The organism is Bradyrhizobium sp. 2TAF36, from assembly GCF_052114925.1.
GTDB lineage: Bacteria > Pseudomonadota > Alphaproteobacteria > Rhizobiales > Xanthobacteraceae > Bradyrhizobium > Bradyrhizobium barranii.
The window spans coordinates 13,406-34,998 of record NZ_JBFRFR010000083.1; the positions used below are offsets into that span (position 1 = coordinate 13,406).

Annotated in this window: 18 protein-coding genes; 6 read left to right on the plus strand and 12 right to left on the minus strand. The window is 65.6% G+C overall.

The window, feature by feature from the left end; translation table 11 throughout:
* Nucleotides 1-3: 3 nt before the first annotated feature.
* The gene (locus AB4Z51_RS36090) at nt 4-672 is read right to left on the minus strand and encodes a TetR/AcrR family transcriptional regulator (RefSeq protein ID WP_085400033.1); all 669 of its coding nucleotides are present in this window, start codon (nt 670-672) and stop codon (nt 4-6) included.
* A gap of 91 nt (nt 673-763) precedes the next feature.
* On the opposite strand from AB4Z51_RS36090, the gene AB4Z51_RS36095 reads away from it, so the two are divergent.
* Together AB4Z51_RS36095 and AB4Z51_RS36100 are read left to right on the plus strand one after the other, a co-directional pair.
* Nucleotides 764-2,023 carry an HlyD family secretion protein gene (locus AB4Z51_RS36095; protein ID WP_085400031.1) on the plus strand — a complete coding sequence of 420 codons (1,260 nt, stop codon included), beginning with the start codon at nt 764-766 and terminating at the stop codon, nt 2,021-2,023.
* Nucleotides 1,971-3,584 (plus strand): MDR family MFS transporter, encoded by a 1,614-nt coding sequence (locus tag AB4Z51_RS36100; RefSeq protein WP_085400030.1) that lies wholly within the window; start codon nt 1,971-1,973, stop codon nt 3,582-3,584. The genes AB4Z51_RS36095 and AB4Z51_RS36100 overlap by 53 nt, the downstream gene beginning before the upstream one ends.
* A gap of 154 nt (nt 3,585-3,738) precedes the next feature.
* Here the strand turns inward: AB4Z51_RS36100 and AB4Z51_RS36105 are convergent, their stop codons facing one another.
* The 9 genes from AB4Z51_RS36105 to AB4Z51_RS36145 all read right to left on the minus strand — a co-directional run bounded on the left by AB4Z51_RS36105 (nt 3,739) and on the right by AB4Z51_RS36145 (nt 16,382).
* A complete protein-coding gene (locus tag AB4Z51_RS36105) occupies nt 3,739-5,400 on the minus strand; it encodes a tannase/feruloyl esterase family alpha/beta hydrolase (RefSeq protein ID WP_441498988.1) in 1,662 nt (553 codons plus the stop codon).
* A 96-nt stretch (nt 5,401-5,496) separates the two neighbouring features.
* On the minus strand, nt 5,497-6,951 hold the full coding sequence (locus AB4Z51_RS36110; RefSeq protein WP_085400026.1) for a GntP family permease: 1,455 nt from the start codon (nt 6,949-6,951) through the stop codon (nt 5,497-5,499).
* 3 nt (nt 6,952-6,954) lie between these two features.
* Complete coding sequence (locus AB4Z51_RS36115; RefSeq protein WP_085400024.1) at nt 6,955-7,974, minus strand: patatin-like phospholipase family protein; 1,020 nt, start codon at nt 7,972-7,974, stop codon at nt 6,955-6,957.
* Between the two features lie 111 nt (nt 7,975-8,085).
* Nucleotides 8,086-9,330, minus strand: coding sequence for a phosphoglycerate dehydrogenase (gene serA / locus AB4Z51_RS36120; RefSeq protein ID WP_085400059.1), 1,245 nt, complete (start codon nt 9,328-9,330; stop codon nt 8,086-8,088).
* Between the two features lie 120 nt (nt 9,331-9,450).
* Nucleotides 9,451-10,683 (minus strand): rhodanese-like domain-containing protein, encoded by a 1,233-nt coding sequence (locus tag AB4Z51_RS36125; protein WP_441498989.1) that lies wholly within the window; start codon nt 10,681-10,683, stop codon nt 9,451-9,453.
* Between the two features lie 73 nt (nt 10,684-10,756).
* The gene (locus AB4Z51_RS36130; RefSeq protein ID WP_441498990.1) at nt 10,757-11,938 is read right to left on the minus strand and encodes a PepSY-associated TM helix domain-containing protein; all 1,182 of its coding nucleotides are present in this window, start codon (nt 11,936-11,938) and stop codon (nt 10,757-10,759) included.
* The gene (locus AB4Z51_RS36135) at nt 11,931-12,956 is read right to left on the minus strand and encodes an extracellular solute-binding protein (protein ID WP_085400019.1); all 1,026 of its coding nucleotides are present in this window, start codon (nt 12,954-12,956) and stop codon (nt 11,931-11,933) included. The genes AB4Z51_RS36130 and AB4Z51_RS36135 overlap by 8 nt, the downstream gene beginning before the upstream one ends.
* 2 nt (nt 12,957-12,958) lie before the next feature.
* Nucleotides 12,959-15,295, minus strand: a complete 2,337-nt coding sequence (locus AB4Z51_RS36140; protein ID WP_441498991.1) for a TonB-dependent siderophore receptor — start codon at nt 15,293-15,295, stop codon at nt 12,959-12,961.
* Between the two features lie 202 nt (nt 15,296-15,497).
* Nucleotides 15,498-16,382 (minus strand): dihydrodipicolinate synthase family protein, encoded by an 885-nt coding sequence (locus AB4Z51_RS36145; RefSeq protein WP_085400057.1) that lies wholly within the window; start codon nt 16,380-16,382, stop codon nt 15,498-15,500.
* A gap of 179 nt (nt 16,383-16,561) precedes the next feature.
* On the opposite strand from AB4Z51_RS36145, the gene AB4Z51_RS36150 reads away from it, so the two are divergent.
* Together AB4Z51_RS36150 and AB4Z51_RS36155 are read left to right on the plus strand one after the other, a co-directional pair.
* Nucleotides 16,562-17,974 (plus strand): FAD-binding oxidoreductase, encoded by a 1,413-nt coding sequence (locus tag AB4Z51_RS36150; RefSeq protein ID WP_085400016.1) that lies wholly within the window; start codon nt 16,562-16,564, stop codon nt 17,972-17,974.
* An 8-nt stretch (nt 17,975-17,982) separates the two neighbouring features.
* Entirely contained in the window at nt 17,983-18,678 is a 696-nt protein-coding gene (locus tag AB4Z51_RS36155; RefSeq protein WP_085400014.1) for a GntR family transcriptional regulator, read from the plus strand.
* Nucleotides 18,679-18,684: 6 nt separating this feature from the next.
* On the opposite strand, the gene AB4Z51_RS36160 is transcribed toward AB4Z51_RS36155, so the two are convergent.
* Together AB4Z51_RS36160 and AB4Z51_RS36165 are read right to left on the minus strand one after the other, a co-directional pair.
* On the minus strand, nt 18,685-18,825 hold the full coding sequence (locus AB4Z51_RS36160) for a hypothetical protein (protein ID WP_162131457.1): 141 nt from the start codon (nt 18,823-18,825) through the stop codon (nt 18,685-18,687).
* A gap of 190 nt (nt 18,826-19,015) precedes the next feature.
* On the minus strand, nt 19,016-19,954 hold the full coding sequence (locus AB4Z51_RS36165; RefSeq protein WP_441498992.1) for a DMT family transporter: 939 nt from the start codon (nt 19,952-19,954) through the stop codon (nt 19,016-19,018).
* A gap of 98 nt (nt 19,955-20,052) precedes the next feature.
* On the opposite strand from AB4Z51_RS36165, the gene AB4Z51_RS36170 reads away from it, so the two are divergent.
* Entirely contained in the window at nt 20,053-20,208 is a 156-nt protein-coding gene (locus AB4Z51_RS36170; protein WP_161495788.1) for a 3-keto-5-aminohexanoate cleavage protein, read from the plus strand.
* Between the two features lie 96 nt (nt 20,209-20,304).
* Nucleotides 20,305-21,593: YgiQ family radical SAM protein (locus AB4Z51_RS36175; protein ID WP_441498993.1), on the plus strand; the 1,289-nt coding region annotated here is incomplete at its 3' end.

Here is a 21,593-nt window from a genome sequence, read left to right on the forward strand (position 1 = left end):
TTGTCAAAGGGAGACGGCTACGGGGGCGCGGCAGCCATCGAGGAACAGGGCCGCGCAGGTCTGCACGCGGCGCTCGATCTGCTTGCGTGACGGCAGCGGCATGTCGCCATAGATCGCCGCGCGCTGCGGCGCCGATGCGACCATGCCGATCAGCATGCCGGCAACTTCCTCCGCATCATCGATGGCGATGCGCTTGCGCTTGACCTGGACGCGCAGCCAGCCCGCGAGCGTCCTGACGGTGCGGGAAATGCCGTTGTTGTAGAAGTTGGCGGCGAGCTCGGGGAACGCGGCGGATTCCTGCAGCACCATGCGCTGCAGCGCCACGACCTCCGGATCGAGTGCGAGATCGGCGCAGGCCAGCAGCGCGGCACGCAGGCCCGTCGCGATATCGACCTCGTCGCTTCCTTGCAGATCCACGGCGGAGAGCAGCCGCTCGAGCCTGTCCGCGCACATCGCCTCGAACAGTGCGGCCTTGCCCGGAAACAGGCGATAGAGCGTCTTGGTCGAGACGCCGGCGCGACGTGCCAGCTCTTCGGTGCTGGTCGCGGCATAGCCGTCGACGGCGAAGGCGTTGCGCGCTGCATCGAAGACGATCCGCCTCGTCTCCTCGTCGCTGCGCAGTTGCGGCCGCCCGCGGGGGCGGCATTCACCTGAAGGTTTTGCCTGAGCCATGCTTTTAGATGACGCCTGTCATTCCATTGACAATTCCAAAGCTAGTCTCATTTTGGAAATCGTCAAGTTTCCTAATTCAGGGGAGCCGGCCATGTCCGTCCACACCACCCCATCCGCTGCGACCCAAACCGCTATTCCAGCAACCGTGCCGGAGGGCGTGCTGCCCACCGCCCCGACCGGCATCCGCCGGCAAAAACTCAATCTCCGCAAGCTGTTGCTGATGGGTGCGACGATCGTCGCGCTGGCCGGCGCGAGCTGGTACGGCTACGACTACTGGACCGTTGGGCAGTACCTCGTCTCCACCGATGACGCCTATGTGAAGGCCGACAACACCACCATCGCGCCAAAGGTCAGCGGCTACCTCGACCGCGTCCTGGTCGGCGATAACGAGCATGTGAAGGCCGGCCAGGTACTCGCCAGGATCGACGATCGCGACTTCCGGGTCGCGCTCGACCAGGCCAAGGCCGATGTCGCCGCCGCGAATGCGACGGTGACGAGCAAGCAAGCGCAGCTCGAGGTCCAGCAAGCCGTGATCGCGGCGGCAAGAGCGACCATCGATGTCGACAATGCCGCGAAGGTTTTCGCGAAGCAGGAGAACAAGCGCTACACCGATCTCGCGGCAACGGGTTTCGGCAGCGTGCAGAACGCGCAGCAGGCGCAAGCGCGCGACGCCGGCGCAGACGCGGCGATCCAGCGCGATATCGCCAATCTCACCTCCGCCTTGAAGCAGGTCGATCTCCTCAACGCCGAGATATTGCAAGCCAGGGCCGCCGCCGCACGCGCGGCCGCACTCCAGCGTCAGGCCGAGCTCAATCTGGGCTACACCACGATCGTCTCCCCGATCGACGGCGTGGTCGGCAACCGCTCCTTGCGCGTCGGCCAGTTCGTGCAGGCGGGCACCCAGCTGATGGCGATCGTGCCGGCCGAGGGCGCCTATGTCGTCGCCAATTTCAAGGAGACGCAGCTGACCCACGTGCAGGCCGGCCAGGCCGTCGATATCGAGGTCGACACCTTCCCGGGTCAGGTCGTGCACGGCCACGTCGATTCCATCGCGCCGGCGAGCGGCCAGGAATTCGCGCTGCTGCCGCCCGACAACGCCACCGGCAATTTCACCAAGGTGGTGCAACGCATCCCCGTCAAGATCGCGCTCGATGCCGCGCACGGTCCCGCGATCGCGCTGCGCCCCGGCATGTCCGTGATCCCAACCATTGCAACACGTTCGACCGCGCCGACCGCCAATGCGGCCGCGGCGCCCAAGGCAAACGTAAAGGCGAAGCTCGTTTCCGGAGGGTCGTGCCATGTCAAACAGCCTCTCACTTTCGACGCCAGCAACACCGGCCGCGACGCCTGATCCGGCAATAGCCGACCCGAACCGCGCGAGTGCCGCGATCTGGATCGCCGTGCTCGCCGCCATGATCGGCTCGTTCATGGCGATCCTGAACATCCAGATCACCAACGCCTCGCTGGCCAACATCGAGGGCGGCATCGGAACCGGCGCCGACAACGGCTCCTGGATCTCGACGTCGTATCTGATCGGCGAGATCATCGTGATCCCCCTGACCGACTATTTGAGCCGCGTGTTCTCGTTCCGCCGCTACATGCTGGCGAGCGCGACGCTGTTCGCGGCGTTCTCGGTCGCCTGCGCCTTCACCCATGATTTGCCGTCGATGATCGCGATGCGCGGCCTGCAGGGCTTTGCCGGCGGCGTGCTGATCCCGATGGCGTTCACGCTCGTATTGACCAAGCTGCCGAAGCCGCAGCAGCCCGTCGGTCTTGCGATCTTCGCACTGTCCGTCACCTTCGCCCCCGCGATCGGCCCGACCATCGGCGGCTATCTCACCGAGAACTACGGCTGGCGTACCATCTTCTTCGTCAACGTGATTCCGACCGCGGTGATGGTGGCCGCGCTCTATCTGACGCTGGAGAAGCAGAAGATGCAGCTCAGCCTGTTGAAGGAAGGCGACTGGGCCGGCATCTTCACCATGGCGATCGGGCTGTCGGCACTGCAGGCCGTGCTGGAGGAGGGCAACAAGGATGACTGGTTTTCCTCGCCCTTCATCGTCAAGCTGGCGATCATCGCGGCCGTCAGCCTCACGCTGTTCGTCACGATCGAGCTCACGATCGAGAAGCCACTGATCCGGCTGCGTCTCCTGACGCAGCGTAATTTCGGCTTCGGCACCATTGCGATGACGATGGTCGGCTTCGCGCTGTTCGGCTCGGTCTATATCCTGCCCGCCTATCTCGGCCAGGCGCAGGGCTACAACGCCGAGCAGATCGGCAACGTGCTGGCCTGGACCGGCCTGCCGCAGCTCGTGCTGATCCCGCTGATCCCGAAGCTGATGCAACGCTTCGACACGCGCTATATCGCGATCACCGGCCTTCTGATCTTCGCCTATAGCTGCTTCATGAACACGGCGATGTCGCCGGACTATGCCGGCGACCAGCTCTGGATTCCGAACATCGTGCGTGCCGTGGGACAGGCCATGGTGCTGACGCCGCTGACCTCGGTGCTGACAGGCGGCATCGCGCCGCAGGACGCGGCCGCGGCCTCCGGCATCAGCAACATGTTCCGCAATCTCGGCGGCGCGATCGGCACGGCGACGCTCGCGACCATCATCACCAAGCGCGAGCAGTTCCACTCCAACATCATCGGCCAGTCGGTCACGCTCGGCCGCGAGGAAGTCCGCACCCGCATCGCGCAGATGACGGATTACTTCATGGCCCACGGCGTGCCCGACCCCCACGCCGCGCGCGAGCAGGCCATCATCGCGCTCGGCAAGACGGTCAAGCGCCAGGCGCTGGTGATGGGCTATTCCGACGCCTTTGCCGTGATCGGCATCGTGCTGGTGATCGCCGCGATCGCGGTGCTGCTGACGCGGCGCGTGAAGGCGGCCGGTGGGCCGGTGCATTAGGCTCTTCTTCCCCCTCTCCCCGTTCTTACGGGGAGAAGGTCGGGGTGAGGGGCCTCTCTCCACACGTGAGATCGTCGAGGGACCTGTACCCCCTCACCCGGATCGCAAGAGCGATCCGACCTCTCCCCGCAAGCGGGAGAGGTGAAGAGCCGCCTCACGGCGCGCAGGTGAAGCTGGACGCCTCCGTGACCGGGCCGCTCTTGTAACGCGGCCAGGACGGCCAGCGGCACAGCGGCATCGCGCGCAACACGGCAAACGACGGCGCCTCGACCTTCTGCTCGCTAACTTCGAGATCGCCGGGCGCCTTGCCCTTCTCGACCCAGTCGACCAATGCGCTCAGCATGTCGACATTGGCCGGCGCGCCGGAGCCGACATGGTCGACGCCGGGGGCGGTGTAGAGCCGCGCGAATTCCGCCGTCTCGGCCTTGCCGAGCTTGCGCTCGACGCTTTCGAAATAGCGGATGCCGGCATAGGGGCTCTGCGCATAGTCGGCCATGTGCTCGAGCATGATCAGCCGGCCGCCGCGTCCGCGAAAACGGCTGAGATCCGGATCGGTCGAATCCATCAGGCTCGAGACCTCTAGCAGCCGCGCCTTGTGCTCCTCGACCTTGTAGGTGGTGACGTCGAGCTTGGGATCGCGTGCGAACACATGTTGAATGCCGCCGGCGCCGTAGATCCAGGCGATGCCGTTGTTGGGGGCAGGCGGCTGCGCGGGTGGCGCTGTGCCAAGCCACCACGCCACCCAGCCACCGGTCGGTCCGATCGCCGCCGCATCCTCGCCCGACACGCCCCAGCCCGGATAATCGTCGAGCCCGTTGGCGAGCGCGAACGGGAATTTGTAGGTCCCGTGCAGCGTGTTCACGGCCTTGATCTGTGCATCGGTGAGGCACTGATCGCCGCTCTGGCCCGCCGCACAACGCAGCGTCTCGACCTTGAACGCTGCCTTGCAGGCTACGGGGTCCTGCACCAGCGCATTATCGGAGCCGTCGGCCTTGTCGCAAGCCTGCCGCACGGAATCGGCCACGAGCTTGACCTGCGCCGGATTGATCCAGCCCTCGCCCATGGTCGCGAGCCCCGAGCGCGTGCCGGCATGCTGCAGGCCGACCCAGGTGATCACGGGCACGCGGGCGAAGATGCCATCGAAATCATCAGGGTAACGCTGCGCCATGGTGAGGCCTTCGCGGCCGCCCTCGGACGAGCCCATGAAGTACATTTTTTCCGGCTTCTTGCCGTATGTGCGCTCCATCAGCCCAACCGCGGCGTCGCGCACCTTCTTGTAGGCACGGTGGGCGAAATTCTCGAAGGCTTCGTCATTCAGCGCGAACAGTTGCGGCGGCTCGCCTGGCTTGGACTCATGGCCGGAATCGGTGCCGTAGGTGACGAAGCCGCGCGCCAGCGGCGACGGCTTGTCGAACGGATAGGCCGGCGGCAGCCCAAGGCCGGTGATCAGCACGCCGTTAAAGCCCCCACCGCCATACTGAACGGAGCGCCCGTTCCATTCGACGGGAAGGTTGACCTGGAATTTAATCGGCGGCGCCTTGGGATCGGTTGGGTCGATGTGACCCAGCACCTTGCAGAAACCGGGATTGGCCGGCGTGATGCGCCCAGACGGCGTCGGCCCGCGCTCGGCGACAGCCAGTTGCGACGGCGCCAGCAATGTCGCGGAAACGATCTTCACGGCATCGGCGCCGCCAGCGAGGCTTTTGCAGACCATCTCCGCATCCTCCGCCAGCGTCGCCGCCGACACGGCATTCGCACTCAGCGCGACCGCCGCACCCACGAGCAATGCACACCGCTTCGCGTTCTTTCGCGTCATCGTTTCCACCCTGGCTTTCCCTATTTTTGTATCCGACGGTTGGCCGCATTCAATGCAACCTTCGCCCTTCCGTCAATCGCTTGCGCTGGCCTTCCTTCAGAACGATCCCAGCGCGCTGCCCAGGGCGATCACAGCCACCAGCGCCAGCAGCGACGTCGCGATGCCGACCATCACGATGTCGAAATAGCTGTCGCGGTGCGTCAGGCCGCAGATCGCGAGCAGGCTGACCACTGCGCCATTGTGCGGCAGGATGTCGAGCGTCCCCGAGCCGATCACCGCGACGCGGTGCATCAACGCAGGGGCGATGCCGGTGCGCGCGGCGAGCTCGACATAGGTCTGGCCGAGCGCGTCCAGCGCAATGGTCAGGCCGCCTGACGCCGACCCGGTCAGCGCGGCCAGGATGTTGGTCGCAACCGCTAGCGAGACCAGGGGTCCGCCTTCGATCGCAAGCACCCAGTCGCGCACGATCGTGAACGCCGGCAGCGAGGCGACGACCGCGCCGAACCCGACGAGGCTGGCGACGCTGAACGCGGGCAGGACGGATGCATTGGCCCCGGCGTCCATGGTGCGGCGAAGCGCCGGCAGGCGGGCCCGGTTCAGCACGATGGTCGTGACGATGGCCGCAGTCAGCGCGACCGCGACCGACCACACGCCTGCGACGGCCGCGAGCGTCGTTTCACCAAAACGCTGCTCGGCGAGATAGCTGACATCGAGCCGCGGCAGCACCACGAGCGACATCACCAAATTCACGATGACGACCACGATCAGCGGCGCGATCGCACTCCACACGGGCGACGGCCGCTCGCTGCGCTGACCGTGCTGGAGTTCCGCCGGATCGAACTCGCGCGCGGTCGTGGCGCGCTCGCGCACGAGCTCGTCGGCGGCGGCGCGCTCGGTCGCGCCCTCGATGTCGTCGCCATAGCCTTCTCCGGCGCGGCGCGCTGCGGCTTCAGCGCGGTGCAGCCACCACAACCCTGTCACGAGCATGATGAGCGAGGCGATGATGCCGAGACCTGGCGCTGCGAACGGCGTCGTGCCGAAGAACGGCATCGGGATCGCATTCTGGATCGACGGCGTGCCCGGCAAGGCCGACATGGTGAAGGTCGACGTCCCCAGCACAATCGCAGCCGGGATCAGGCGACGCGGGATCGAAGCCGCGTGAAACAGCGAGCGGGCCATGGGGACGATGACGAAAAATGCAACGAACAGGCTGACGCCGCCATAGGTCACCGCGGCACCGGCGAGCACCACCGCCAGGATCACGCGACGCTCGCCGAGGCGCTCCGCCATGAAGGCGGCGACCGACGTGACCGCGCCGCTATCGTCCATCAGCTTGCCGAAGACCGCGCCAAGCAGGAAGATCGGGAAGAACTGGGCCAGAAATCCCGCCGCATGCACCATGAACACCTGGGTCAGGTTCGCAAGCAGCGGCTCGCCGCCGAACAACGCGGCAACGAGCGCTGCAAACGGCGCCAGCAGAAGCACGCTCCAGCCGCGAAAAGCGAACAGGACGAGCAGGGCGAGCCCGACGAGGAGGCCGAGAAGACCCATGTCTCAGCACTCCGACAGCAGGACGTCGAGATCGGCGGTCGATTGCCGGCCGATGTCGGCACCGTGCGCGGCGAGAAACGCGTCCGCGGCCAGGCGCCCCTCGGCGCGCAGCATCGAGACGAACTCCCATTCGGCGTTGAGCTTGGATGACGCGCCGAACTTCGCCAGCATGTCGCTCTTGACGCGGTGGGTCCGCATCTTTGCCCAGCGCGCGCCCTCGCCGCTGCCGGGGTCGGCCGCCTGGCGCAGCAGCGCGATCATGCGCAATTCCTTCATCAGGGGTGAATTGAACGAAATCTCGTTCAATCGATTGAGAATCTCCGCAGCCGTCCGCGGCTCTTCGAGCGTTTCGGTCGGATTGATCTGCACCAGGATCGTGTCGTGCGCATCGCTTTCGCGAATGAGCGGCGTGATCGTGGGGTTGCCGGCGAAGCCGCCGTCCCAATAGGGCTCGCCGTCGATGTCGATCGCGCGGAACATGGTCGGCAGGCAGGCCGATGCCAACAGCACGTCCGCCGTGATCTCGGCATTGCGGAAGATGCGGCCACGGCCGGTGCGCACCCGCGTCGCGGTGACGAACAGCTTTATTGGCGAGCTCGCGAGCCGCTCGAAATCGATGCTCTCGGCCAGCACCGCGCGCAGCGGATTGTAGCCTGTCGGATTGAGATCGTAGGGCGACAGCACGCGCGACATCAAATCGGTGAGGATGTAGAAGGGCGACGTATCGAGCGTCCAGCGCCCCATCAGTCGATCGAGCGGCGAGCGCTGGAGCGGACTAAAGGCGGCAGCCTTCGAAACGCGGCGCCAGTATTTTTCGAGCGCGTCGCGCGCGCCCTCGGCGCCACCCGCGATCCACCCGTCTGCGAGCACGGCCGCATTCATCGCGCCCGCGGAGGTGCCGGAGATCGCGGCGATGGTGAGCCACTTCTCTTCCAGAAGACGGTCGAGCACGCCCCAGGTGAAGGCGCCGTGCGAGCCGCCTCCTTGAAGCGCGAGATCGATCAGTACGGCGTCCCGTTCCATGGCGGCACCCACGCAACTGAAGCTCAAATTCGACGCGATTTGTCACACGCCGAGAATAACGACAGTTTAGAGAACCTTGGCAGCGTAATGCAACTGGAACGTGACGCCGGCCTAGTGCTCGAACACCAGCCGCGCGCCGACCGTTCCGTCGAGCGCGCGGATCTGCTGAAGCAATGCATCTGAATCCTGGCCTGCCAGGTCGGCGTCGAGCACGACGTAGCCGAGGTCGCCGGCAGTCTCCAGGTATTGCGCGACAATGTTGATGTCGCGCTGGAGAAAGACCTCGTTCAGCCGCCTCAGCATGCCCGGCACGTTGCGATGGACATGGCTGAAGCGCGCACCGGCGGGACGTAAGTGCAGTTGCACCTCCGGGAAGTTCACCGCGCCCATGGTCGATCCCGTGATGAAATAGTCGACCAGTTTTCGCGCGACTTCCCCGCCGATGCGCTCTTGTGCTTCCTCGGTCGAGCCGCCGATATGCGGGGTGAGGATGACGTTCTCGAGGCCCTGCACCGGGCTCGTGAAGCGATCCGAGTTCGAGGACGGCTCGACCGGAAACACGTCAATGGCTGCGCCGGCGAGATGGCCGTCGCGCAAGGCGCCGGCGAGCGCATCGAGATCGACCACGGTGCCGCGGCTATTGTTGATCAGGAACGAGCCTGATTTCATCGCCCGCAGCTCCGTCTCGCCGATCATGCCTGCGGTCTCCGGCGTCTCGGGCACGTGAAGGCTGACGACATCGCTCTGCGCCAGCAGCTCTTCCAGCTTCTCGACCGGCTCGGTGTTGCCGTGGCGCAGCTTGTCGGTGCGGTCGAAATAGATCACGCGCATGCCGATCGCTTCGGCCAGCGTCGACAGCTGCGAGCCGATATTGCCGTAGCCGATGATGCCGAGCGTGCGGCCGCGCACCTCGCGGCTGCCGGTCGCCGACTTGTCCCAGCCGCCCTCATGCGCCGACACCGAACGCGGGAAGATGCGCCGCAGCAGCATCACGATCTCGCCGATCACGAGCTCGGCGACGCTGCGCGTGTTGGAGAACGGCGCGTTGAACACGGGAATGCCGCGCTTGCGGGCCGCCAGGAGATCGACCTGGTTGGTGCCGACGCTGAAGCAGCCGACCGCGAGAAGCCCGTCCGCGGCCGCGAGCACCTCATCGGTTATCTGGGTGCGCGAGCGGATGCCGAGCAGCGACACGCCCTTCAGCGCGCGCCGCAGGTCTTCGCCGTCCAGCGCCTTGGTCAACCGCTCGACATTGGTGAAGCCCGCGCTCCGGAACAGGTCGACAGCGCTGTCATTGACGCCTTCGAGCAACAGCGCCTTCGCGTTCCGCTCGGGGCTTTGGCCTGGGGCTGGCATGGAATCTCCGTAGGTCACAGCTTTGCCGCAGCTCATAGACCGCGGGGGAGATGCAGCACAATAGGGTTTGGATATGGGGAGAAGATGGCGGGGCGGTAAGTGTTTACGGTGGCCGCCCAGTCAAATGACGTAAAACCCGTGCGTACCGTCGAGCCGGAGTTGCTCGACGAGACCGTATTCCCAGTCGAGATAGGCCTGCATCGCGCGCTCGGCGACGTCAGTGCCCTCATAGGGCCGGCGGTAGCGATGCGCCGGGTCGGGCTTGGGCAGCACGCGCGGCGGGCCGACCTCGAGCTCACCCCCGTAACCGCCTTCGAGCACATAGACCTCCCAGCCCATCTGCGCGAGCCATGACGCCGTCATGTCGGCACGCACGCCCTGGTCGTCGGTCAAGAGGATGCGCGCGCCGCGCACGGGCGCGGCCATGTCGGTTTCCTGGACGAGCTGGCCGCCGGGGTAATGACGGAAGCCGGGGAAATGGCCGGCCGCAAATTCCTCTGAGTCGCGCACGTCGAAACGATAGAGCGTGCGATCGGTCTGCGCTGCGAGTGCCTTCGCCTCGTTCGCGCCGATGTGGCGAACACCGGCGCGATAGGCGACGTCGCGGGCATTGGCCGGGCCGCCCTCGAACGGCCTGATCGCGCCACGCCTGTCGGCACCGTGATCGAGCGTGTGCCGCGCCAGCGTCCAGCCGATGGTACCGTTGCGCAGCGCCCGCACTTTGTTGGGCACGCCGGCATTGATCAGCGACTGCGTGCCGATGATCGAGCGCGTGCGCCCGGCGCAATTGACGATGATGGTGGTCTCAGGGTCGGGCGCGGCCTGCCCTGCCCGCAGTACCAGCTCAGCACCGGGCACGCTGACCGAGCCCGGAATGTTCATGGTCGCATATTCGTCGAAGCGGCGGACGTCGAGGATGGCGATGTTGGCCCTGTCCGCGATCAGCTTTGCCACTTCGTCGGCGCTGAACGACGGCGTGTGCCGCCGCGCCTCGACCAGCTCGCCGAATGCCTTGGAATAGGAATTGACGTCCTCGAACACCTGATAGCCCGCCGCGCGCCAGCCCTTCAGCCCGCCGTCAAGCGCACGGACATTGCTGTAGCCGAGCGCGGCAAGCCGCTCGGCGCCGGTTGCAACAAGTCCCTCGGCATCATCATAGAGCACGATCGCGACGTCCTTGCGCGGCAACCGCAGCTCGGCCTCGATCGCGATCCGGTCCGCGGCCATGTTGGCGGCAAACAGCGGATGGCCGGTGGCGAAGCCGGCCTCGTACCTGAGATCAAGCAGCGCGATCTCCTCGCGGAGCAGCAGCGCGCGGCGGATATCGGCGGGGGTGACGGTGGGGAGTTTCATGGCGTGAACCCTGGCAAGTACGGCCAAGGGCTTTTGAACGATTGCCGCGCGCTTGGCTAGCCTTCGCGACCGTTCACTCGCCCGGAACCAGCCGCCCGAGCGGCGGCGGCGCGGGACGCCGCAGCCTGCGGCGCGACAGATAAAGCAAAATGCCGGTGACCGAGAACAGCGGCATCAATGCTGCTGCAATCATGAAGGCGAGCTTGCCGGGCCAGCCCAGGAACGCGCCGCGATGGATGTCGAGCACGCTCGCGATGATCTTCTCGCCAAACGTCTTGTCGGCATAGCGCTCCGCCGAGATCACCTGCCCCGTGACCGCATCCACGCGGAATTCGTCACGCGTGGTATCGAGCGTCGAATCCTTCGGCCACGACCGGATCCGGATGACCGTGCCGGGTCCGGCGGGCAGCGTCAGCAGCGCTTTGGAGAAACGATCGCCCTCCTCGTGCTGGAGCGTCGACCAGGCACGATCAAATCCCACCGCCTGAACCGGCTCAGGACGCCCTGCCGCACGCGGCTGCTTCGGCTGCATCTTCGCGGCGGCAACGTGCGGGCGCGACAACAGCCAGACGACGCCGTCCTTGTACCAGTCGAACGAGTACCACAGCCCAGTCAGCGTCATCACCAGATAGACCGGCAGCACCCAGGTGCCGATGACGGCGTGCAGCGAACGGTGCAGTCCGYGGCCGCTGAGTCCGAGATTGGGTTTCAGCCACATCTTCACGCTGCCGGCGCGGCGCGGCCAGCGCAGCACGAGGCCCGAGATGAGCATGACGATCAGACCGAGCGCGGCAATGCCGGTGATCTGGCGTCCCCAGCCCTTGGCATCGCCGGGGATCAGCAGCCAGCGATGCAGCCTGCGGACGGTCGCGAAGAACTCCTCGCCACGCGGCGCACCCAGCACGTGCGCGTCGTAGGGATCGACATAGAGCGATGTCGGCCGCGCGCCCTGCTCGTCGCGCGCGAAGCGGACACGCACCGCCGCGGCCGGATCGCTCGACAGCGTGACGGCCGAGACCTTGCCGAGGTCCTGCCCCGCCTTGAGCCGGGCCACCAGTTCGTCCGGCATCAACGCCGGCACCTGGCGCGGCGCGACCTGCATGATACCGCTATTCAGATAGTCGCCGATCTCGTCCTCGAAGCTCATGATCGCGCCGGTCAGCGCGATCAAGGCCAGCAGCAGCGCAAGCACGAGGCCCGCGATCGAGTGAATCTGGTGCAGAGCGGCCTTGATGTAATGCCCCACCCTACTCATCGAAGCCAACCTTCTTGATAAGCGAGATCGCGGCCTGCTGACGTGCGGCGATCTGGTCGATCGAAATTGCATCGGCGATGAACGTGCCCATTTCGGCAACGATCGGTGCACGCTCCGCTGCTGCAAGCACGGGGTATTCCAACTCGGCAGCGGCAAAGATCCGCTGCGCTGCCGGCGTGACAAGGAATTCGAGGAATTGTCGCGCCAACGCCGGATGCGGCGCCTGTTTCGCGATGGCCGCGCCGGTGAGGTTCACATGCGTGCCGCCGCCCTTGAATGTCGATGGCACCGCCTTGACCTCCATCGCCCAGGCACGCCAGTCGGCCCCTTCGCGTCCGTCGCGCAATTGCGCCAATGCCACGGTGTTGCCGATGCCGATCTTGCACGCGCCTTGTGCGATCTCGCGGATCACGTCGTTGTCCTTGCGATCAGGCTTGTGGGCGAGATTGGCCTTCAGGCCGGCGAGCCAGGCCTCCGTCGCGGCCTCGCCGTGATGGACGAGATAGGCCGCAACCAGCGCGACATTGTTCTGATGCAGCGGCGAGCGTATGCAGAGCTTGCCGCGCCATTGCGGACTCGCGAGGTCTTCGTAGTCGACAGCCGCAAGGGCATCGTCCCTGCGCGCCATCACGACGCGGGGGCGTATGGCGAGCGCAATCCACTGTCCGCCGCCTCGCAGATTTGCCGGCACAGCTTGCTCGATCCGCGTCGACGACATCGCCTGCGTCAGGCCGCTGACGGCAGGCTGCGTGGTCTTGTCCAGCCCGATCGTCAACAGGACATCGGCGGGCGATGCGGCGCCTTCCGACGTAAGTCGCTTGACGAGGCCGTCCTCGACGAAGACGATTTTCACCTTGACGCCGCTGGCTTCCGTGAAGGCCGCAACGACAGGCTCGACCAGGGCAGCCTCCCTGGTCGAATAGAGCGTGATTTCCTCGGCGCGGCTCGCACCTGTGGCAGCGAGGCAGGCAGACGCCGCCGCGATCAGGACCGCGATGGCTTTGTGCCGCACCGCCATCGCTAGAACTTCACCGTTGCCGACAGCGACACGCGGCGCGCATCGCCGATCGCGACGTTCAGATTGTTGACGGCGGAGGGATAATAGACGGTGTCGAACAGGTTTTTGACGTTGAGCTGATAGATCACCGGCGTGTTCTGGTATTTCGTCTCATAGGTCGCGAAAATATCGGCGACCACATAGGACGGCAAGAAGAAGCTGTTGATCGCATCACCGGGACGATCGCCGACATAGCGCGCGCCGCCGCCGAGGCGGAGCTGTCCCGGCAGAGCCGTGCCGAAGTCGTAGACCAGATAGAGCGAGGCCGTGTTCAGCGCGACGTTCTGCAGCTTCATGCCGTAGAGCGACCGATCTTCGGATGCCGTCACCCGCGCGTCGGTATAGCCATAGCTGCCGATCAGGGCCCAACTGTCGGTGAGCCTGCCGGTCACGTCCAGCTCGACGCCGCGCGAGCGGGCGCGGCCGACGGTATGGAGTTCCACCACGCCAGCGCTGTTCGTCTTCGTCGTCTGCACGTTCTTCTTGTCGAGATCGTAGAGCGCCAGCGTACCGGAGATACGCTTGTTCAGATCGAACTTCACGCCGGTCTCGTATGACACGCCTTCTTCGGGCGCGACATTGGAATCGATCACGATGCCGATCGGCGCGATGGTCGAGTTGGGCTTCAGCGATTCGGTGTAGCTCACATACAGCGAGATCTCGTCGGTCAGCTTGAAGATGGCGCCGCCGAGGGGAAGCACCTTGTCCTGGGACACGTTGGTATTGGTGTAGAACAGTGCCTTCCCGCGCCCGGCGATCTGATCGTAGTCCATGTAGCGCGCGCCGCCGACCAGCGCGAACCGCTCGGTCAAATGCAGCGTATCCTGGACGAACAGCGACCACTGTCCGAGCTTGTCGGTCTGGGCGCTGTCACCGGGCACCACGGTCGTGCCCGGCCCGACCAACCCATAGACCGGATTGTAGATGTTGATGGCGGGCGTTGCTTGCCGGATCAGGCTATCGCGGTAGATGGTGCGATACTGGCCGTCGCCGCCGAACACCACCTCGTTGCGCATGTTGCCGAGCCAGAAGCTGCCCGAGACGTAGGATGTTCCGTAGCTGACATTGCTGAGCGAGCCGCGCGTGCCGTCATTGCTGCGCGTCTCCGCACCGGTCGTGAAGTTGATGCCGGTGATGCGGAGCTGGTTGGCGCTGAAGGTCTCGGTGTTGTAGCTGTAGCCAGCGTAGAGCTTCCAGTCCTGGTTGAAGCGGTGCTCGACCGAGGCCTGCAACAGGTCCGACGTGCCCCATGTGTTGTTGAAAGGTTCGTCGAGCCGGCGGTCGGCGGGAACCGCCAGCGGCGCTTTCGTCACCGGATTGAACGCCGTGCCGCGATCGAACGGATAGATGAACTCGCGATGCTCGTAGTTGAGCTGGACCGTGGTGTCCTGGCCGTACCAGGCCAGCGACGGTGCGACCAGCATCTCGCGGTGACGGCCGAAATTGCGCCAGTAATCCTCGCTGACGCCGTAGCCGATGAAGCGATAGGCAAGGCCCTGATCGCCGATCGGACCGGTAACATCGAGCAGGCCGTCGGCGCCGGTTTTCGAGGCACTGAATGTCGAGCCGAGCAGCGTGACCGAGCCGTGCTGATAGAGCTCCGGCCGCTTGCTGATGGTGTTGACGATGCCGCCGGGATCCATGATGCCGTAGAGCAGCGAGGCCGGCCCCTTCAGCACCTCGACGCTTTCGACCGCGGGATTGAAGCTGCGGCCCTGCACCAGCGGCATGCCGTTGCGCATGATCGAACCATCACGATTATCGCCGAAGCCGCGGCGGATCACCGCGTCCTGGCTGCCGGCGAGCGTGTTGGTCTGGGTGATGCCGGAGACATTGATGAGCGCATCGTCGATGTTCCGCGGGAGCTGGTCCTTCAACACCTGCTCAGGCACGACGTTGACCGCCTGCGAGGTATCGAGGGGCGATGCGCCGCTGCGCAGCGTGGTCGAACTCGGCATCGCGCGGTAACCGAGCTTGGCAGCCTGCTGCGCGGCGGCCGCCGCTGCTGCACGTTCCGATATTGTCGGTGCTGCTGGTGTGGCGGCATTCCGGCTGCGCTGGCGCGCGGCGGCTTGCGTCCGGCGCTGGGGCGATTCGGATGCGCGGGCCGGTTTCGGCCGCTGCACCGGCGCTTCCACTGTCACCGGCGGCAGCGCTGACTGCGCCTGCGCGGTCGTCGTGTTCGAGGGGGATTCGACGAGCAGCACCGCTGCGCCGAGGAGAAGACCTGCATGGCTCTTGCCGGCATGATGACGATGGCCGCTGACGCGTTGGCCATCCACGGGGGCACGCACTTTCATTCCACTTCAAGTCAAGAACATTGAAGTGTGCGCCTGTAACAGTCGGCGGGATCGAAGAGAACCGTAGGCGAGCTTGAATCGCTCTAGTGTTGAATCGTTCTAAGCGCATCAGCGCACTAAGCGGCAATTACCGATTGACGTCGCAGGGATCGCAACACGCTGCACGCGAATTCGCGACAACGTGTCACGAAAGTTTCGCATCTCACGCGATGGCAGGAGCAATCAGCTCGTCAATCTTTCGCTTGAGCGCTGCGCCATCGGACGAGGCACGGAATGGCGGGCGCACGCGCAGCCAGCCCGCGTCGCCCGTCTGTGCGGCGAGGATTGCCTTCAGCGTCGCAAGGAACGACGGCGTGTTCAGCACGACATCGGTCGCGGCTTGCATGCGCGCCTCGACGTCCTTGCCATCAACCATGCCCTTGACCAGCTCGGGCACGACGTTGGCCATGCCGCAGATGGTGCCGGCGCCGCCGGCGGCGATCGCGCGGGTGATGTCGGCTTCGTTGCCGACGGTGATGGCGAGATCGGGAGCAGCACTACGGAACGCCTGGAACTGCTTGAAGTCGCCGCTGGAGTCCTTCAGGCCCGCAACCACCTCGCCGTAACGCTTGCGCAAGTTTGCCGCGACACCGGTCGGGATCGCAACGCCGGAGACCTGCGGGATGTGATAGAGCGAGGCGCGCAGGCGATCGTCGGCGACGCCGTCGATGATCGCAGCAAAAGCATCCTCGATGCCTTCGGGCGTGACACCACGGTCGAAATAGGGCGGCAGATACAGCACGTGGCGCAGGCCGAGGCCGAGCACGGTGCGCGTCAGCGCGATGCTGTCGGTGATGGCGGGAAAGCCGCCGCCGATGCCGATCCGCTCAGGCGCGACGCCGGCCTTGAGCACGGCCTCGATGGTCGCGACACGCTCGGTGACATTGAAGGAGGTGCCCTCGCCGGTGGTGCCGAACAGCACGACGCCATCGACGCCCTTACTGAAGAGCTGCCTAGCGTGGGCGGCGAGCTTGGCGGAGTCCACGCTGCCATCCGTCGCCAGCGGCGTCGCCGACGCCACCCAGAACCCGCGAATTGCCTCCGTCATCTCACCACCCATTAGCTGCGGTCCCGGACTAAACCCCTGATCTCGAACGATCTTAGGAAGCCTTCCGAGCCTTGTTTTTGCTTTACTTTTTATGTTGTACCTTACATACAAGGCGGACGCAAATCCTTTCCACCATCACGGCGCGCATGAGACGCAGCCAGATTCCGAGGAGGTCTCGCATGAACATGGTGAGCCCCATTGAGCGTCCCGATCAGTTGCTCGGCGCCTTGCGCGACAAGCTCGGCGCGGCCGCCGTGCTTGTTGGCACCGACGTGCCGGCGCGCAATTGCAACGACTGGAGCGCGAGCCTGCCACAAGCGCCGCTTGCGGTGATCCGACCGGTCGATGCGCAAGGCGTTGCCGATGCGATTGGGACCTGCCGGCAGGCGCGACTGCCCTTCGTGCCGCAGGGTGGATTGACCGGGCTGTGCCGCGGCGCATCGCCCGAAGCAGGCTGGGTCGCGATCTCGCTCGAGCGCATGACCGGCATCGAGGAGATCGATCGGGCGTCAATGACGATGACGGTGAAATCGGGCACGCCGCTGGAGACGATCCAGAAGGCCGCGGACGAAGCCGGTTTCTTCTTTCCGCTCGACCTCGGCTCGCGCGGCTCCTGCGCGATCGGCGGCAATCTCTCCACCAATGCCGGCGGCAACCGCGTGATCCGCTACGGCATGACGCGCGAACTGGTGCTCGGCCTGGAGGTGGTGCTGCCCGACGGCACCATCATCACCAGCCTCAACAAGCTGATGAAGAACAACGCGGGCTATGACCTCAAGCATCTCTTCATCGGCTCCGAAGGCACGCTCGGCATCATCACCCGCGTGGTGTTGCGGCTGTTCCCGAAACCGCGCTCGACCATGGCGGCGCTGTGCGCGCTGAAGGACTATGCCGCGGTGATCGACTTGCTCGGTGCCGCGCGCAGCGGGCTCGGCCCGCTGCTGTCGGCCTTCGAGGTGATGTGGCCGGATTACTGGGACGTGATCACGAATCGCGCCGGCGTGAAGCCGCCGGTCGCCGCAGGCCACGGTCTCTACGTGCTCGTCGAGGCCCAAGGCACCGACGAGAGCCTGGATGCACCGCGTTTCCAGGCCTGGCTCGAAGAGCTGATGGAGCGCGGGCTGCTCGCAGATGCCGCCGTGGCGCAATCGCTGGCGCAGACGCAGGCGTTCTGGCGCGTGCGCGACATCTGCGCCGAGTTCGGCCAGGTGCTGGGCCCGCACATCTCCTACGACATCGGGCTTGCGGTGGCGCGCATGGACGAATTCGTCACGCGCTGCAAGGCCGCGTTGGCCTCCGGCATCAAGGGGTGCGAGAGCGTCTATTACGGCCATATCGGCGACGGCAATCTGCATCTCGTGTCCTGGGTCACCGGTCTTTCCGTCGAGCAGCAGCCGAAGGAAGAGATGGACGCGATCATCTACGGTCTGGTGCGCGAGCTGGGCGGCAGCGTCTCCGCCGAGCACGGCATCGGCACGCTGAAGAAGAAGTGGCTGGGCCATGCCAGGAGCGAAGCCGAGATCGCGTTGATGCGGACGCTGAAGGCCGCGCTCGACCCCGATCACCTGCTCAATCCCGGCAAGGTGATCTGAGACAGCAGATGCGATCGCTCAAGCTCGATACGCCGAAATCGCTGTCGCAGCGGGTGGTGCTGCGGCTGCGCCAGGCCATCATCGACGGCGAGTTCGCGCTCGGCGCCGCCATCTCCGAGGAGATGGTGGCGAATTCCTTCGGCGTCAGCCGCACGCCGGTGCGCGAGGCGATGGGCCAGTTGCAGGCGCAGGGGCTGGTCGTGATCCGGCCGCAGGTCGGCAGCTTCGTGTTCACGCCGAGCGCGGAGGACATCACTGCGCTCTGCACCTTCCGGATCGCGCTCGAGCCCAAGGCCGCCGAGCTCGCGTTTCGTCACGATCGCGACGGCGCAATTGCGACGATGAGCGAGGCAATCGCGGCGATGGAGCCGGCGATCGCGGCGAAGGACAACATCGCCTATGGCCGCGCCGATGCGAGCTTTCACGAAGGGTTGTTCGCGCATTGCGGCAACCGCTATCTCATCGAATCCTACCAGCTCGTCTCGGGCCGCGTCGCCGCGCTGCGCACCAACCTGACGTCGCCGATCGACGTGCGCACCCGCTCGTCCTTCGACGAGCATCGCAAGCTGCTCGATCTGTTCGCGCGCGGCGAGTTCGCGGCGTTCGAAGCGCTGATGACGACGCACATCACCAATTCCGGCCTGGCCTATGCCAAGGCCTTGAAAGTGGAGGCCTTGATAGTGGAGGCGCTGAAGGTGGACTGAGCGCTACTACCCCGCGTCCTTCGATCCCGGCCTGTCCAGAAAATCCAGCGCGGTGTTGATCTGTTCGAGCTGGTGCTCGATCTTGTCGCGATCGTCGACCGACTGCGCCTTCTCGAGCTGTTCCACAAGCTTCTGCTTCCGTGACAACAAGTTCTCTATGACCGTACTCACAAGTCCCCCATCGCCCCGAAACGAAGCGTCGAGGCAAAATCCGGTTACGGCACTGGCGCCGGGATGGTCGGGGCGCGCGCGAGCATGGCTCGCACCGGTCCCTTGATCAGAATGTTCGCGGAGGCGGTTGGTTCCTGCGGATGAACCACAACTCCGATCAATGGAACTATTTGCGCAGGCTCGCCCAGACCCCGCCGAGGATCAGCACACCGCCGAACAGATGGATCAGTTTTGGCGGTTCACCGAGAATTGCGAACGACAGAAGGGCGCTCGCGATCGGTCCGAGATAAAGCACAAGCGAGGTTCGGACCGAACCGAATTTGCCGCCGAGCCAGGCAAAGCCGGCATAGGCGAGYAGCCCGGGAACGATCCCGGCGAAGACGTAAGCCGACACCGCTTTCGTGCTGAAGACCTGCGCCGGCGTGGTCCACATCTCGATCAGCGCCTGCGGCAGCGAGAACAGCGCGCCGGCGCCTGCGAACAGGCTCATGCGCGCCAGCAGCGACGCCTTGGGCGCCGCGCGCGATTGCAGCAGCGTGTAGCCGGACCAGCCGAGCATCGCGATCACGACCAGGCCGTCGCCCGCTGCGGTCTCCAGTGCGAACAAGGTCTCCGGATGACCGCCGGAGATGATGAGCAAGGCGCCGGYGAGCGCAAGCGCCGTGCCGAGCCATTGCAGCGGGCCGACCTGCTCGATGCCGAGCACCGCAGAGATCATCAGCACCGTGACCGGCGACAGCGCCATGATCAACGCGATGTGGATCGCCGTCGTCGAGATGCCCGCGGCATAGACCGGGCCGCCGCAGAGGAACATGCCCATGAAGCCGGCGGCGAGGATCGGCCAGATGTTCTTGCCAAGTGGCACGCGGCCGGCGCGGATTTCGGCGAACGCGATCGGCGCGAGCCCGATGGCAACGATGCTCCAGCGGAAGAAGGCGAGCGCGAAGGGCGGGACGGAGCCCGCGAGGCCCCGCGCCAGAATCTGATTTGAGGCCTGCGCGGTCGCCACCAGGATGAAGCCGATCAGCGCAACCGCACCGAGCCAGGCCTCGGTGGACGGCGCCGCACCGGCGTCGTCACCGCCGTCGGAAATTTCCTTGCCCATGGAGCAATCGGATATCCGATGTCGGCCGCGGTGAGAACCCGGAAGACGGATCGCTCATATGCATATGCGGCACGCGCACTGTTCCGGGCGGCGAGGCGATGCTCGCCTTGCGCAAGGTCTGGATCGAGGCGGCGCTGCCGGGCTCGACGGTGACCAATCTCCGCCTCGTCGGGAATGCCGTGCGGATGGTCCGCCAGCATGGCGGCGAGCCGGCCACGACTGCCGAGGTCCGGCAAGGGTTCGCGAACGGTTAACGCACTCCCGCAAGCCGGATAGCCCCTGGCGGAACCGCAAATCTTCACGCGTCCGTCGGTTGTATTCGTACGCCCGGAGTCCTATGCGTAGGCGCCATGGACATCCAGATCATCACCGCCGAAAAGCCCCTGATGGCGCAGGCGCGCCCGCGCAAGCCGGCGCCGTTCCTTCCCATGAGCCGCGCCGAGATGGACGCGCTCGGCTGGGATGCCTGCGACATCGTGCTGGTGACAGGCGATGCCTATGTCGACCATCCGAGTTTTGGCATGGCCATCATCGGCCGGCTGCTGGAGGCGCAGGGCTTTCGGGTCGGCATCATCTCCCAGCCCGACTGGCATTCGGCCGATCCGTTCAAGGCGCTCGGCAAGCCAAAAGTGTTTTTCGGCGTCACCGGCGGCAACATGGACTCCATGGTGAACCGCTACACCGCGGACCGGCGCATCCGCAGCGACGACGCCTATACGGCCGGCGGCGAAGGCGGCAAGCGGCCGGACCGCTGCACCGTCGTCTACGCGCAGCGCTGCCGCGAGGCGTTCAAGGATGTCCCGATCGTGCTCGGCGGCATCGAGGCCTCGCTGCGCCGGATCGCACATTACGATTACTGGTCCGACAAGGTGCGCCGCTCGGTGCTGGCCGACGCCAAGGCGGACCTGCTGCTCTATGGCAATGCCGAGCGTGCCGTCGTCGAGGTGGCCAACCGTCTTGCCGCCGGCGAAGCACCGCGCGAGCTCAGCGACATCAGGGGCGTCGCGCTGTTCCGCCGCGTCCCGGAGGACTACAGCGAACTGCACGCCGACGATCTCGATTCCGCCGACGAGGGCGCAACGCGCCAGAAGGGTGYGACCGTCATCCGGCTGCCGGCGCTGGAGCAAGTCGAGCAGGACAAGGAAGCCTATGCGCGCGCCTCGCGCGTGCTGCATCGTGAAAGCAATCCCGGCAATGCCCGCCCGCTGGTGCAGCGTCACGGCGATCGCGATCTCTGGCTCAACCCGCCGCCGATCCCGCTGACCAGCGACGAGATGGACGCGGTCTACGACCTGCCCTATGCGCGCGCGCCGCATCCGTCCTATGGCGAAGCAAAAATCCCCGCCTGGGACATGATCAAGTTCTCGGTCACGATCATGCGCGGCTGCTTCGGCGGCTGCACCTTCTGCTCGATCACCGAGCACGAGGGCCGCATCATCCAGAACCGCTCGGAAGGCTCGATCCTGCGTGAGATCGAGAAGATCCGCGACAAGACGCCGGGCTTCACCGGCGTGATCTCCGACATCGGCGGCCCCACGGCCAACATGTACCGGATGGCGTGCAAGGATCCGAAGGTCGAGGCGGCGTGCCGGCGGCCGTCCTGCGTCTTCCCGGAGATCTGCCCGAACCTCAACACCTC

Excerpts from the sequence above, each read along its gene's own strand:
- AB4Z51_RS36090 (WP_085400033.1), bottom strand. The coding sequence starts at position 672 with ATGGCTCAGGCAAAACCTTCAGGTGAATGCCGCCCCCGCGGGCGGCCG.
- AB4Z51_RS36095 (WP_085400031.1), top strand. The coding sequence starts at position 764 with ATGTCCGTCCACACCACCCCATCCGCTGCGACCCAAACCGCTATTCCA.
- AB4Z51_RS36100 (WP_085400030.1), top strand. The coding sequence starts at position 1,971 with ATGTCAAACAGCCTCTCACTTTCGACGCCAGCAACACCGGCCGCGACG.
- AB4Z51_RS36105 (WP_441498988.1), bottom strand. The coding sequence starts at position 5,400 with ATGACGCGAAAGAACGCGAAGCGGTGTGCATTGCTCGTGGGTGCGGCG.
- AB4Z51_RS36110 (WP_085400026.1), bottom strand. The coding sequence starts at position 6,951 with ATGGGTCTTCTCGGCCTCCTCGTCGGGCTCGCCCTGCTCGTCCTGTTC.
- AB4Z51_RS36115 (WP_085400024.1), bottom strand. The coding sequence starts at position 7,974 with ATGGAACGGGACGCCGTACTGATCGATCTCGCGCTTCAAGGAGGCGGC.
- serA (WP_085400059.1), bottom strand. The coding sequence starts at position 9,330 with ATGCCAGCCCCAGGCCAAAGCCCCGAGCGGAACGCGAAGGCGCTGTTG.
- AB4Z51_RS36125 (WP_441498989.1), bottom strand. The coding sequence starts at position 10,683 with ATGAAACTCCCCACCGTCACCCCCGCCGATATCCGCCGCGCGCTGCTG.
- AB4Z51_RS36135 (WP_085400019.1), bottom strand. The coding sequence starts at position 12,956 with ATGGCGGTGCGGCACAAAGCCATCGCGGTCCTGATCGCGGCGGCGTCT.
- AB4Z51_RS36140 (WP_441498991.1), bottom strand. The coding sequence starts at position 15,295 with ATGAAAGTGCGTGCCCCCGTGGATGGCCAACGCGTCAGCGGCCATCGT.
- AB4Z51_RS36145 (WP_085400057.1), bottom strand. The coding sequence starts at position 16,382 with ATGACGGAGGCAATTCGCGGGTTCTGGGTGGCGTCGGCGACGCCGCTG.
- AB4Z51_RS36150 (WP_085400016.1), top strand. The coding sequence starts at position 16,562 with ATGAACATGGTGAGCCCCATTGAGCGTCCCGATCAGTTGCTCGGCGCC.
- AB4Z51_RS36155 (WP_085400014.1), top strand. The coding sequence starts at position 17,983 with ATGCGATCGCTCAAGCTCGATACGCCGAAATCGCTGTCGCAGCGGGTG.
- AB4Z51_RS36170 (WP_161495788.1), top strand. The coding sequence starts at position 20,053 with ATGCTCGCCTTGCGCAAGGTCTGGATCGAGGCGGCGCTGCCGGGCTCG.